This is a genomic window from Kitasatospora sp. NPDC056783, assembly GCF_042789895.1.
Classification (GTDB): Bacteria; Actinomycetota; Actinomycetes; order Streptomycetales; family Streptomycetaceae; genus Kitasatospora.
In genome coordinates this window covers 1-12,852 of the sequence record NZ_JBHUAF010000244.1, presented here as the reverse complement: position 1 = coordinate 12,852, position 12,852 = coordinate 1, and the positions used below count along the sequence as shown (strand labels likewise).

Genomic DNA, 12,852 nt, shown 5'->3' with positions numbered 1-12,852 from the left:
GGACATGCACGACAGCCTCGGCCACCAGCTCGCCCTGATCGCGGTGCACGCGGGGGCGCTCGAGGTGGACCCGGAGCTCGGCGACCGGCAGCGGGAGGGCGTGGGCATCCTGCGGGAGGCCGCCAGGTCGGCGATGCGGGAGCTGCGCGAGGCCGTCCCCAGGCCTGTCGGGCCGAGCGGCACCGCACCGTTCACCGTCGGCGCTCCCGTGCCCCCGGGAACCGACGGCACCTCCGCCGCTGTGGCAGCCCGCCTGGTCCGCGACGCCTCCGCCAGGTCCCGTTCGGCACCGAAGTGCCGCTCCAGGTCCGCCGGGCCGTACCGGAGACAGCCCTCGTGCCAAGCGAGTATTCCGGCGAGCCAGTTCTCCAGCTCGACCACGTACCCGTCGAGCAGTTCCCTGGCCGCCTGCTCCAGCCCGAAGTCCTCGTACATGACCGGGAGTTCCTTCCGCGCCACGTGCTGGAACTGGTCCAGCCGCGAGTGCATCAGGTCGTCGACGATCCGGACGGCCGCGTCGTAGCCGCAGTCGAAGAAGTTCTGCACCACCAGGACGGAGTTGTGCAGCTCGCCCTCGTACTCGACCTCCTTCTGGTACGAGAAGAGGTCGTTCATCATGCACGCGTAGTCCATCGCGGAGTTCTCCAGCGCGCGCATCGAACCGTGGTCGTACACCTCCGGCGGGACGGTCTTCCCGTGGCCGAGGCGGGCGAGGCTCGTGGTGAGCTCGGAGCCGAAGGTGGAGCGGCGCATCTCCAGGTAGTCCACCGGGTCCGGGACGCGGTTCTGGATCTGGTTGCCCAGCTCCCAGATCCAGCTGTCCAGCATGGTCTCGACCGCCGCCCGGAACCGGCCCCTGGCCTCGACCGTCATCGGACCGGCGGTGCGCTCCCAGATGTCGGCCAGGCCGCGTTCCAACGCGTTGACGGGCTCCGTCCCGGGGGCGCCGTCCACCGGCATGAGCAGCGACAGCCGCTCGTTGGCCGCCTTGGCGCCGGCCAGGTCACGGGTGCGACCGAAGGCCCGGGGGTAGTAGTCGTCGGCCCAGGTGCCCCAGGCCAACCAGGCCGAGGCGATGTCGAGTTGGCCGGCCGTGGCGTCCGGGTGGATGCCGGCCGCGCAGAGCGGGAGGTCGTAGTCGCGCATCGACTCGGCGTCCCAGATGCCCGAGGCGGGGACGCCGGGCTCGGCCGCCAGCAGCCCCATCCGCCCGGCCCACTCGACCACCCGCTCCCGGGCGCCGTCCAGGTGCGGGCTCACCCTGCGCTCGAAGGGCAGCGTCAACTCGGGCACCCGGGACGGCCCGACGGCCTGGAACGGCACGTGGGCGTGCGCCCGCGCCCGCCGCTCGGCCGGGCCCGTCGTGTTCTCGGCCGCCGCCTCCACCGGCGGCCGCGCGCCCACGGCGCCCCGGCGCAGGATGTCCAGCGCCGAGGTGCCGATCCCCCCGATCGCGTACTGGTCCCACCAGTTGCCGCCACCCGGCCCGTTCGCAAGACCCGGCAGCCCCGGCAGCCCGCCCGGCAGGCCCCCGGAGCCGGGCGCCACCGCATCACCCGGACCGCCCGAACCCGCCGCCGCCCCACCGCCGTTCATGTAGCGGCTGGAGCGCAGGTGCCACTCGTGCCCGCCGGCCTGCCAGTCCTGGAGGCCCTTGACGTACGCCATCACCCGGGCGCGCCCGGCCGGGTCGAGCCCGGTCTCCGCGAACAGCACCGGCAGCTCGGTGAACACGGTGTTCTCGAACTGCTGGAGCCGCGAGGTGAGCAGGTCGTTGACCGCCTCGGCGGCCTCCTGGGTGGAGCACTCCAGGAACCGTTCCAGCACCAGGATGCCGTTGCTCAGCTCGCCCTCGTCCTCCACCTCCCGCTGGTACGAGAAGATGTCGTTGCGCAGGTGCACCCCGTCGGAGAAGGCGTCCATCAGCACCCGCAGCGCCCGTGCACCCGAGACCTCCTTCGGCACCTCGGCCCCGGCCGCGCACTCCACCAGCTGCGCGGACCAGGGCGCGCCGCCGACCTTGCGGCGCATCTCGATGTACTCGACCGGGTTGGCCACCCGGCCCTCGTCGATGTTGGCGAGCTCCCACAGCGACTCGTCGAGCAGGTTCCGGGTGCTCTTGGCGAACCGGATCCGCCAGTCCTCGCCCATCGACGGCACGGTGCGCCGCCACAGGTCGGCCAGGCCCGCCTCGACCGGGTTCCCCGGCTCCGGCATCTCGGCGGCCGGGTCGGACGGCATGAACAGCGGCAGCCGGTCGAGGTGGATCTTGCCCGCCGCGCGGTCGTTGGTGCGCTTGTACATGTCGAGGAAGTGGTCGTCGAAGAAGAAGACCCACACGTACCAGTCGGTGACCAGTGACAGCACCTCGGCGGAGGCGTCGGGGTGGGTGTAGGCGCAGAGCAGGCCGTAGTCGTGGGCCTCCAGATCGGCCTGGTCCCAGATCCCGGAACCCTCCAGCATTCCCATCTCCCGTGCCCAGCCGGTGGAATGGGCCCTTGCCTCGTCCAGATGGGGGTTGAGGCGTGCCGGGTGCGGCACGTAGAACGACGGCAGTTCGAACGGCTGGGTCACGGCGGGCAGGCCTCTCTGGACGCGTCGATGTGGACCAAGAATGACCCGCCGTCAGGTCGCCACACCGCCACAACAGAAACATTCATATGAAATGACTCGTAGCCCCCACGCAGAACCACCCGCCCGGCCGAGCGTGCTCCCACCCCCCACGCACCCCCACGCCCGCCCCCGGAGAACCCGCCCACGGACCGCCCTGCGGACCGCCCTGCGGACCGCCCCGACAGCGCGCCGGACACGGGCAAAAATTGCCCGCGCCGCCCCGCCGACACGCGCGGGAACCGCTCCGCCAACGAACAATGCAGCACTGGCAAGGGCCTTGAACGGACAAGACTTCCCACGCTACGGGCGTGTTGACCGCGTGCGCCAACGCCGCTTCCACCAGACTGGGCGCCGACCCGACGTCAACTCCGAGGAGGGCAAGCCCATGAACGTCACCGTTCGGCTCGCACAGCAGCCCGAGGCCGACGAACTGCTCGGACGGAGTGCGCTCGCCGCGCTCGTCGGCATGCTGCTGGACCAACAGGTCCCGATGGAGTGGGCGTTCACCGGCCCGCTGACCATCGCCCAGCGCCTCGGCCACGACGACTTGGACGCCCACGAGATCGCCACCTACAACCCGGAGGAGTTCGTCGCACTCCTCTCCGCGAAACCCGCCGTCCACCGCTATCCGGCCGCGATGGCCAAACGGGTGCAGCAGCTCTGCCAGTTCCTCGTCGCCCAGTACGACGGCGACGCCGCCGCGCTGTGGAAGAACGTCCGCACCGGCAAGGAACTGCTCAGCCGGCTCAACGCCCTGCCCGGCTTCGGCAAGCAGAAGTCGCAGATCTTCCTGGCCCTGCTCGGCAAGCAGTACGGGGTCCGGCCCGAGGGCTGGCGCGAGGCCGCCGGGGCGTACGGCGAGGAGGGCGCGCACCGCTCGGTCGCCGACATCACCGGACCCGAATCCCTCACCCTGGTCCGGGAGTTCAAGCAGGAGGTGAAGCGCGCCGCCAAGGAGGCCAAGGCCGCCGCCAAGCCGCGCACCACCACCCGCACCACCGCCGCCCCCACCCCGACCGGTGTGCGCTGACCGCCGGCCGACCCACCCGGCCGACCGTACGGGGACCGGGCCCTCCCGGTGCGCGACGCGGGCCCCGGCCGCGCCGCGCGACCGGGGCCCGCGAACGGGGGCGCTCCGTCAGAGCAGGACGGGCTCCTGCTCCTGCTCCTGCGCGGTCGCACCGGCCCCTGCGACCGCCCCGGCCGCCTTGCGCCGCCGCGGCAGCGCGAACATCAGCAGGAAGACGACGAGCAGCACCCCGGCGACCCACCACATCGCGTGGACGAAGGCCCCGCCGAACGCCGTCCCGACCGCCTCCGGCGCGACCACGTCGTCCATCGCCCCGAAGAAGGCCACCGAGACCAGGCCGAGGCCGAGCGCGTTGCCCACCTGCTGCACGGTGTTGATCAGCCCGGACGCCGAGCCGGCGTGCTCGCGCGGCACCTCCGCGAGCACCGCGTCGGTGATCGGCGCGACGATCAGTCCCATCCCGAGGCCCATCACCACCAGCGGCAGCGCCATCTGCCAGGCCGTGATCGCCGACCCGTACCGGTCCGCCTCCCAGATGTAGACGAGCACGCCCGCCGCCATCACCAGCGCGCCGGTCTGGAGCACCTTGCGCCCGAACCGCGGCACCAGCTTCTGCACCGAGAGCCCGGCCGCCGTGGAGACCGCGATCGAGAACGGGATGCCGGTCGCGCCGGCCTTGAGCGGACTCCAGCCCAGACCCACTTGCATGTAGAGGGTCCAGACCAGGAAGTAGATGCCGAGCGCCACGCCGAAGGCCAGCTGCACGCAGATCCCGGCCGCGAAGGACTTCACCCGGAACAGCGCCAGCTCCACCAGCGGCGAACCGTCCCGCCGCGTCTTGACCCGCTCGTACAGCACGAACAGCCCGAACACCGGCAGGCTCCCGGCCATCGACAGGTAGCCCCAGAGCGGCCAGCCGGCCTCCCGGCCGTGCGTCAGCGGGTAGATCAGCATCAGCAGGCCGAGGCTGGCCAGCGCCACGCCCACCAGGTCCAGCTTCAGCGCCTGGTCGGCCTTCGACTCGTCGATGAAGCGACGGCCGAGCAGCAGCCCGGCGATGCCGACCGGCAGGTTGATCAGGAAGATCGGGCGCCAGGCCAGGCCGAACAGGTCCCACTCGGTGAGCAGCGCGCCGATCAGCGGACCGGAGACCGCGCCCAGCCCGACCACCGCGCCGAACAGGCCGAACACCTTGCCGCGCTCCTCCGCCGGGAAGGTCGCGTGGATGATCGACAGCACCTGCGGCACCATCAGCGCCGCCGTCCCGCCCTGGAGCAGCCGGGTCGCGACCAGCATCTCCGGCCCGGAGGCGAGCCCGCACAGCGCCGAGGCCACGGTGAAGCCGCCGATCCCGATCAGGAACACCCGCTTGCGGCCGTGGATGTCGCCCAGCCGGCCGCCGGTGATCAGGCCGATCGCGAAGGCCAGCGCGTAGCCACCGGTCACCCACTGGATGGCGCTGAAGGTGGCCCCGAGGTCCTGCTGGATGCTCGGGATCGCGATGTTGACGATGGTGACGTCCACCAGGTCCATGAAGGAGGCGACCATCACGATCGTCAGCGCGATCCACCTCCTCCGGTCCGCTGCCGCGGTGCCCATTCCGTACTCCTCTTCCTTCTTCTTCACGTCCGGGACGCTCTTCTCCACGCCCACGCCCACGACAGTAACGGCCATCTAGGTCAGTTCCTGTCCCAGTTGTTCCGGCATGCTGGAGCCATGACCGACACCCCGGCCCGGCTGCTGAGCCTGCTGTCCCTGCTCCAGACCCCGCGCGAATGGCCCGGCAGCGAACTCGCCGAGCGGCTCGGCGTCAGCCCGCGCACCATCCGGCGCGACATCGACCGGCTGCGCGAGCTGGGCTACCCGGTGCGGGCCAGCATGGGCGCGGTCGGCGGCTACCGGCTGGTCGCGGGCACCGCGATGCCCCCGCTGCTGCTGGACGACGAGGAGGCGGTGGCCATCGCGGTCGGGCTCCGCGCGGCGGCCGGGCACGCCGTGGTCGGCATCGAGGAGGCCTCGGTACGGGCGCTCGGCAAGCTGCTCCAGGTGCTGCCGGCCCGGCTGCGGCACCGGGTCGGGACGCTCAACTCGGCGACCGTGCCGCTGCTCACCGGGGACGGCCCGACCGTCGACCCGGAGGACCTCACCGTGCTGGCCCGCGCCGTCACCGCCCGGGAGCGACTGCGCTTCGACTACCGGGCGTACGACGGTGCCGAGACCAGGCGGCAGGTCGAACCCGAGCGGCTGGTCTCGGTCGGCCGCCGCTGGTACCTGGTCGGCTACGACCTGGACCGCGCGGACTGGCGGCTCTTCCGGGTCGACCGGCTGAGCGGCCCGGCCGCCACCGGTGTCCGCTTCACCCCGCGCCCGCTGCCCGCCGAGGACGCCGCCGCGTACGTGGCGGCCAAGCTGCGCCGCCCGTCACCGAGCGGCGCCGTGGTCGCCACCGTGCACGCCCCGGCCGAGCGGGTCCGCCGGGGCCTGCGGCCGGGCGACGCCGAGGTCGAGCCGCTCGACGAGCACAGCTGCGTGCTCCGCTCCCGCTCCGACTCGCTGGAGTGGACGGCGATGCGGCTGCTGTCACTGGACTGCGAGTTCGAGGTGCACGAGCCGCCGGCGCTGCGCGAGCACCTGCGCCGGCTGGCCGCCCGCGCCCGCCGGGCGGCGGGAGAAGGCCAGGTGGCGGGAGAAGGCTGAGCCCGGCTCAGGCCGCCACCCGGAACCACCCGTTGCCGGAGCGGAACCAGAGCACGCCGTCCCGGCCGTACGCGCGGTGCCGTTCGAGGTCGCCGAGCACGTCCAGCTTGCGCTTCCCGGTCCGCTTCCACGTCTTGCCGACCAGCAGGTGCCAGGTCAGCTCGCCGCCGCCGGTCAGGAAGACGCCCTCGCGGGCACGGACCGCGAAGCCGGCCGGCTGCCGGACCGGGCAGGGCACCGTGGTCGAGGTCCCGTCGGCCGGATCGACCCGGGTGAGGTAGCTGCCCGAGGAGCTCGGGTACCAGGCCAGCCAGGCGTACCGGCCCTCGGTCGCGCCGGCCATGCCCTCCAGCGGGTAGCCGGGCAGGTCCTTGCCGTGGTCGGGGCTCCAGACCACCCGGCCGTGGGTGTCGGCGGCCGTCAGCCCCCGGTAGGACATCGGGTGGTCGCCGTAGACGCCCTCGTCCCCGTAAGCCATCCAGATCCGGCCGCCGCGGTCGGTCACCAGCACGGGAGTGCAGTCGCCGAGCAGCAGCTCCCGGCCGGGGACACCGTCGGGGCCGTACACGAAGCCGTTGGGCAGCCACTCCTCGCCGTCCTGCTCGGCCCGGGCCCCCGCCAGCAGCAGCCGCCCGCCCGGCAGCAGCGCCAGGTGGTCCGGCCGGCAGCCGACCCCGGACAGCGGCACCCGGCGCTCACCGCTCCGGTCCAGCACCACCACCTCGGCGTCGTACGGCGTCCGCACCGACGGCCACGACCCGGCCGGGGCCACGTACCGCTCCGGCACCAGCAGGACGGCGAGTTCGCCGTCCGGCCCGACCGTCCAGGTCACGGCCCGGCGGCCGGCCCGCCACTCCTCCTCGGGCAGCCGCCAGACCTCGACCGGACGGTCGGACACCGCCATGGTTCAGACCCCGTACTCGGCGGTCAGCAGGGCGCGGGCGATGGTGTGGAAGGTGAGGTTGAAGCCCACCTGGGCCGGCGGGACGTCGGCGGCGACGTCCAGCTTCTCCACGTCCAGCGCGTGCACCGCGAAGACGTAGCGGTGCGGGGCGCCGGGCGGCGGGGCGGAGCCGTCGTAGCGGTTGCCGGGGAAGTCGTTGCGGGCGTGGAAGGAGGCCCCGCCCGGCAGGCTCTCGTCCGAGGAGCCGGCGCCGCGCGGCAGTTCCGCGGTGTCGGCGGGAAGGTCGAGGGCGAGCCAGTGCCACCAGCCGGAGCCGGTCGGCGCGTCCGGGTCGTAGCAGGTGACCGCGATGCTCCGGGTACCCTCCGGCAGGCCCGACCAGGCCAGCTGCGGCGAGAGGTTGCCACCGGCGTGGACGAACTCCTGGCCCAGCGTGCCGCCTTCGGTGAAGTCCTCGCTGCTCAGCTGGAAGGACGGCACCTGCGGCAGGAACTCGTAGGGCAACGGCGGACGCACAGTCATGGGACGGTCACCTCTCACAGTCGGAACGACACCGTCACTGTAATGGGGTGCACGTGTGATCCTGACGCCCCTAGAGTCAGCACCATGGCCTCCAGAATGACCCGTCTGCTCTCCGACTCCCGCGACGCGCTGTTCACCATGCTCGGCGTCCAGGCCGTCATCTGGGCCGTCCAGGTGCTCAACTGGCTGGACGACTACGGGCTGTCGCGGGAGCTCGGGCTGCGCTCGGAGCGGATCGGCGACCTGCCCGAGATGTTCACCATGCCGTTCCTGCACTTCAGTTGGGAGCACATCGAGGCCAACTCCTGGCCGCTGTTCGTGCTCGGCTTCCTGTCCGCCTACCGGGGCATGCGGAAGTTCCTGCTGGCCAGCCTGGTGATCATGGTGTCCGGCGGGCTCACGGTCTGGCTGCTGGAGAGCCCGAACACCGTGACGGCCGGCGCCAGCGGCATGGTCTTCGGCTACCTCGGTTACGTGGTGCTGCGCGGCGTCCTGGACCGCAACGTGCTGGACGCGGTGGTCGGCGTCGCCGTCGCGGCGGTCTACTCGACCATCCTGATCGGCGTGCTGCCGGTCACCCCGGGCGTCAGCTGGCTGGGGCACCTCGGCGGGCTGATCGGCGGAATGGCCGCCGCCTTCCTGCTCCGCGACCGCCCGGCCGAGCAGCGGGCTCCGAAGGCCGCCGCCCCGGACAGCCCCGGCGCCGCCCTGCTCAAGCAGCTGGACGACCTGGGAATCCAGGACGCGCCCGGGCCCGGGCGTCAGGTATAGACCAATCCCACCCCTGCGGCTAGCGTGGACAGCTCACCCTCCCCCAGCTCCGGAGCCGCACCGTGGAGTCGTCCGTCCTCGCCTTCGCCACCGACCTGCTCGACGAGGGCGCCGACACCTTCTTCGGCAACCTCACCGACCGCGCCGGCGTCGGCGGGGCCACCCTGGCCTCGGTCTACCACGAGGCCCGCGACGTCTTCCCGCACAACCCCCGCCGGGTGGTCCGCTACCTGGAGCCGGGCGCGGCGTACTTCCGCCCCGACCCGGCCGCCTGGCGGGGCCGCCGGCTCGCCCCCGTCCCGTCCACCGCGATCGGCGAGCGCGACCCCTTCGCCGAGGCCGCCGAGGAGACCCGCCGCCGCGGCCTGAAGCTGCACGCCTGGACGGTCTTCTGCCACAACGACCGGCTCGGCTTCGCCCACCCCGACTGCGCCCCGGCCAACGCCTTCGGCGACCGCCACCTCACCGAGCTCTGCCCGGCGAACCCGGAGGTCCGGGAGTACGCGCTGACCCTGGTCGCCGAACTCGCCCGGTACGGCGTGGACGCGATCCGCGCCGAGTCCCCGCACTTCCACGGCCTGCGCCACGGCTACCACCACGAGCGCTACTTCGAGGAGCTCGGCCCGACCGCCGAGGCCCTGCTCGGCGTCTGCTTCTGCCCGCACTGCCGCGCCGCCGCCACCGCCGCAGGCGTCCCCGCCGAGCAGGTGGCCGAGGCGGTGCGCGCCGAGCTGCGCCACCGGCTGGCCGACGAGTCCGCGGCCGCCGAGCCCGCCGACCTGAGCGCCCTGGCCGACGGCGCCTTCGCCGCCTACGTGGACGCCTCCGCCGCCACCGTCACCTCGCTCGCCGCCGAACTCACCGAGCAGGCCCGCCGGCACGGCATGCGGCTGAGCTTCATGGACGGCGGCGGCCCGGGCACGGGCTGGCTCTCCGGCATCGACCTGCCCGCCCTCGCGCGGGTCACCGACCAGATCGAGACCCTCGGCTACGCGAAGACCCCGGCGGAGGTCCGGGAGAAGATCGCCGCCTTCGCCCTGCACGGCGTCCGCCCGCAGTCCATGGCGGTGATCCTGCGCCCGATGTCCTCCGACTGCGACGGCCCGGAGAACCTCGCCGCCAAGCTCGCCGTCCTGCGCGAACTCGGCGTCCCCGAGGTCGAGTTCTACAACTACGGGCTGATGCGGCTGTCCTCCCTGGACCGGATCGGCGCCGCCCTCTCCGGCTGACCGGCCGGCGGCGCCGACCGGTCAGCGCCGCCGCTTGGAGGTCCCGAACAGGCTGCGCGAGATCTCCTGGCCGAGCTGCCGGCCGGCCGAGCGCGCGAAGGACTTCACGGTCGGGTTGCTCAGCAGCGAGCCGAGCAGCCCGCCCGCCGCCTCCTTCTCCTTCGGCGCCTGCCGCCGCGGCGAGGACGGTTCCTCCCTTCCCGGCACCGGCCTCTCCGGCACCGGCCCGGTCGGCGCCGCCTCCGGCCGGGGAGCGCGCGCCGCCAGCTTCTCGTACGCCGACTCCCGGTCGATCGCGTCCCGGTAGCGCGCCGTCAGCGGCGAGGCGTCCACCACCGCCCGCAGGTCCGCCTCCCCGATCGGCCCCATCAGCGACCGCGGCGCCCGCAGCCTGGTCGCCGCGACCGGCGTCGGCGCGCCCTTCTCGGACAGCACGGTGACCACCGCCTCGCCGGTGCCCAGCGAGGTCAGCACCGCGCCGAGGTCGTACGAGGAGCGCGGGAACGTCGAGACGGTGGCCTTGAGCGCCTTGGCGTCGTCCGGGGTGAAGGCGCGCAGCGCGTGCTGCACCCGGTTGCCCAACTGCGCCAGCACGTCGGACGGTACGTCCCTCGGCGTCTGCGTCACGAAGAAGATGCCGACGCCCTTGGACCGGATCAGCCGCACGGTCTGGGTGATCGCCTCCAGGAAGGCCTTGGAGGCTCCCCTGAACAGCAGGTGCGCCTCGTCGAAGAAGAAGACCAGCTTGGGCTTGTCGAGGTCGCCCACCTCGGGCAACTCCTGGTAGAGGTCGGCGAGCAGCCACATCAGGAAGGTGGAGAACAGCCGCGGCCGGTCCTGCACGGCGGGCAGTTCCAGCACCGAGACCACGCCCCGGCCGTCCGCCGCCGTCCGCAGCAGCTCGGCGGTGTCGAACTCGGGCTCGCCGAAGAAGGCCCCGGCGCCCTCGTTCCCCAGCACGGTGAGCGCGCGCAGGATGACCCCGGCGGTGGCCGCCGAGAGCCCGCCGATGGTCCTCAACTCCTCCTTGCCCTCGGGAGAGGTGAGGAAGGCGATCACCGCGGTGAGGTCCTTGAGGTCGTACAGTTCCAGGCCGTTGCGGTCGGCGTAGTGGAACACCAGGCTGAGCGAGGACTCCTGGGTCTCGTTCAGGTCGAGCACCTTGGCCAGCAGCAGCGGTCCGAAGCTGGTGACGGTGGCCCGGACCGGGATGCCGGCGCCCTGCCCGCCGAGCGCGTAGAACTCGGCCGGGCAGCCCTGCGGCGTCCACCGCTGCCCCACCTCGGCGGCCCGGGCGGCGGTCCGGTCGCTCGGCACCCCGGGCGCGGCGACGCCGGAGACGTCCCCCTTGATGTCGGCCAGGAACACCGGCACGCCCTGCTCGGAGAGCTGCTCGGCGACGAGTTGGAGGGTCTTGGTCTTGCCGGTGCCGGTGGCCCCGGCGACCAGCCCGTGCCGGTTGAGCACGCCCAGCGGGATGCGCACCGGGGCGTCCGGGTACGCGGTGCCGTCCAGCAGCACCGCGCCGAGTTCGAGGGCGGGCCCGGCGAAGGAGTACCCGTCGGCGATCTCCCGGACGGCCGGCGGGGTGAGGTCGGAGGACATCGGTGCACACTCCTGAGCGGATCGGAACGCTTCGGAACGCTTCGGCGTCGACACCGGAACCCGATCGGCACCGGGGCGATGTTCGCGACATTTCCCATCAAACAGTCGTATTCGTCCACCCGCAGTTCACACCGGCGCGCGTGGCGGGGCCTCGGCTGCTGCGCCATCCGCCGTCCGAACGGTAGGCTTTCCGTGTGATCTTCAAGCGCATCGGCAATGGGCGGCCGTACCCGGATCACGGCCGGACGAGCACCCGCCAGTGGGCTGACGTCGCCCCGCGTCCGGTGCGACTCGACCAGCTGGTGACCACCAAGGGCCAACTCGACCTCGAAACCCTGCTGGCCGAGGACTCGACGTTCTACGGGGACCTCTTCGCCCACGTGGTGAAGTGGCACGGCGACCTCTACCTGGAGGACGGGCTGCACCGGGCCGTACGGGCCGCGCTGCAACAGCGCCAGGTGCTGCACGCCCGTGTCCTCGAAATGGAGTGACGGACTCCCACCCGGGGCCCGTCGGACCCGTCCGACCCGCCGCAGGCTTTCCGGACCGCCCCCTCGCCACCCGGCGGAGGGCGGTCCGCTCGTACCCCGGTACCCCCTTTCGGGTACCGGGGTACGCCAGATGATGATCGTTTAGTACCTTCGAAGCCGTACGGCACTACGCTGCTGACTACGGCCGCGACCAGGGGATTCCGCCCGCACCGGGGGAAGTCCCCCACCCGGCCGATCCGTCATCCCGACCCCGCCCCGGTACGAGGGGGAGACAAACCGTGAGCATGTTGACTCCCCGAGGCCTCAAGGGGAAGCAGTACCGCGTCACCGGCAACACCTACCCACGGCTGGGCCGGCCCCCGAAGAAGAGCCGCAAGGTGATCGCCGCGCTGGCCGGGCTGCTCGCCCTGGCCCTGGTCGGGCTCGGCGGCGTGCAGCTGTACGACATCTTCACCGGCAAGGACAAGAACGCCTCGGCGCAGGCCTGCGCGACGCCCTCCGGCAAGCCGCTGGCCGCCCCCACGCCGGGCGAGACCCCGGGAGCCCCCGGCGCACCCGCCGCCGCGCCGGGCGACCCGCACGCGGTCCCGCAGCCCACCGCGGTCACCGTGAACGTCTACAACGCCACCACCAAGGGCGGTCTGGCCGGCCGGACCGCCGAGGAACTGAAGAAGCGCGGCTTCGTCATCGGCAAGGTCGGCAACGCCCCGGCCGAACTGGACAAGAAGGTGCCCGGCACCGCCCAGGTCATCGCCGGCCCGGCCGGCGCCGGCGCGGGCACCCTGGTCGGCTCGCAGATCGCCGGTGCCACCGTCACCGCCGACGCCCGCACCGACACCAGCGTGGACTTCGTGATCGGCGACAGCTACAACGCCCTGCTGGACGAGACCCAGGCGGCCGCCGCGCTCGCCCTGGCCACCAAGCCCTCCCCCGCCCCGACCGCCACCGGCAGCTGCTGAGGCGGCCGCGAACGCCCGAGAGCCCCCGGCC

Annotated in this window: 10 protein-coding genes and 2 pseudogenes; 7 read left to right on the top strand and 5 right to left on the bottom strand. The window is 72.8% G+C overall.

Annotated elements, in window-relative coordinates:
• Positions 1-4: 4 nt before the first annotated feature.
• Positions 5-97 (top strand): annotated as a pseudogene (locus tag ACFRMQ_RS27825) (hypothetical protein); the annotation flags it as partial.
• Between the two features lie 196 nt (positions 98-293).
• Here the strand turns inward: ACFRMQ_RS27825 and ACFRMQ_RS27820 are convergent.
• Positions 294-2,574, bottom strand: a pseudogene (locus tag ACFRMQ_RS27820) (germacradienol/geosmin synthase); the annotation flags it as partial.
• Between the two features lie 424 nt (positions 2,575-2,998).
• Here ACFRMQ_RS27820 and ACFRMQ_RS27815 point away from each other — a divergent pair.
• Positions 2,999-3,643: an HhH-GPD-type base excision DNA repair protein gene (locus ACFRMQ_RS27815; protein WP_380733400.1), complete on the top strand. Its 645-nt coding sequence runs from the start codon at positions 2,999-3,001 to the stop codon at positions 3,641-3,643.
• Between the two features lie 108 nt (positions 3,644-3,751).
• Here the strand turns inward: ACFRMQ_RS27815 and ACFRMQ_RS27810 are convergent, their stop codons facing one another.
• Positions 3,752-5,242 carry an MFS transporter gene (locus ACFRMQ_RS27810; protein ID WP_380733402.1) on the bottom strand — a complete coding sequence of 497 codons (1,491 nt, stop codon included), beginning with the start codon at positions 5,240-5,242 and terminating at the stop codon, positions 3,752-3,754.
• 117 nt (positions 5,243-5,359) lie between these two features.
• On the opposite strand from ACFRMQ_RS27810, the gene ACFRMQ_RS27805 reads away from it, so the two are divergent.
• The gene (locus ACFRMQ_RS27805; RefSeq protein WP_380733399.1) at positions 5,360-6,340 is read left to right on the top strand and encodes a helix-turn-helix transcriptional regulator; all 981 of its coding nucleotides are present in this window, start codon (positions 5,360-5,362) and stop codon (positions 6,338-6,340) included.
• A 7-nt stretch (positions 6,341-6,347) separates the two neighbouring features.
• On the opposite strand, the gene ACFRMQ_RS27800 is transcribed toward ACFRMQ_RS27805, so the two are convergent.
• Together ACFRMQ_RS27800 and ACFRMQ_RS27795 are read right to left on the bottom strand one after the other, a co-directional pair.
• Positions 6,348-7,244 carry a hypothetical protein gene (locus ACFRMQ_RS27800; RefSeq protein ID WP_380733398.1) on the bottom strand — a complete coding sequence of 299 codons (897 nt, stop codon included), beginning with the start codon at positions 7,242-7,244 and terminating at the stop codon, positions 6,348-6,350.
• A 3-nt stretch (positions 7,245-7,247) separates the two neighbouring features.
• The gene (locus tag ACFRMQ_RS27795; protein ID WP_380733396.1) at positions 7,248-7,766 is read right to left on the bottom strand and encodes a YbhB/YbcL family Raf kinase inhibitor-like protein; all 519 of its coding nucleotides are present in this window, start codon (positions 7,764-7,766) and stop codon (positions 7,248-7,250) included.
• Between the two features lie 84 nt (positions 7,767-7,850).
• On the opposite strand from ACFRMQ_RS27795, the gene ACFRMQ_RS27790 reads away from it, so the two are divergent.
• Positions 7,851-8,537 (top strand): rhomboid family intramembrane serine protease, encoded by a 687-nt coding sequence (locus tag ACFRMQ_RS27790; protein WP_380733395.1) that lies wholly within the window; start codon positions 7,851-7,853, stop codon positions 8,535-8,537.
• Positions 8,538-8,599: 62 nt separating this feature from the next.
• Positions 8,600-9,766, top strand: a complete 1,167-nt coding sequence (locus ACFRMQ_RS27785; protein ID WP_380733394.1) for a hypothetical protein — start codon at positions 8,600-8,602, stop codon at positions 9,764-9,766.
• Between the two features lie 21 nt (positions 9,767-9,787).
• On the opposite strand, the gene ACFRMQ_RS27780 is transcribed toward ACFRMQ_RS27785, so the two are convergent.
• Positions 9,788-11,371: a helicase HerA-like domain-containing protein gene (locus tag ACFRMQ_RS27780; protein WP_380733393.1), complete on the bottom strand. Its 1,584-nt coding sequence runs from the start codon at positions 11,369-11,371 to the stop codon at positions 9,788-9,790.
• Positions 11,372-11,565: 194 nt separating this feature from the next.
• Between ACFRMQ_RS27780 and ACFRMQ_RS27775 the strand changes: the two genes are divergently transcribed.
• Together ACFRMQ_RS27775 and ACFRMQ_RS27770 are read left to right on the top strand one after the other, a co-directional pair.
• Positions 11,566-11,862 carry a type II toxin-antitoxin system VapB family antitoxin gene (locus tag ACFRMQ_RS27775; protein ID WP_030061387.1) on the top strand — a complete coding sequence of 99 codons (297 nt, stop codon included), beginning with the start codon at positions 11,566-11,568 and terminating at the stop codon, positions 11,860-11,862.
• Positions 11,863-12,146: 284 nt separating this feature from the next.
• Positions 12,147-12,821, top strand: coding sequence for a LytR C-terminal domain-containing protein (locus ACFRMQ_RS27770; RefSeq protein WP_380733401.1), 675 nt, complete (start codon positions 12,147-12,149; stop codon positions 12,819-12,821).
• The last annotated feature ends 31 nt before the right edge of the window (positions 12,822-12,852 follow it).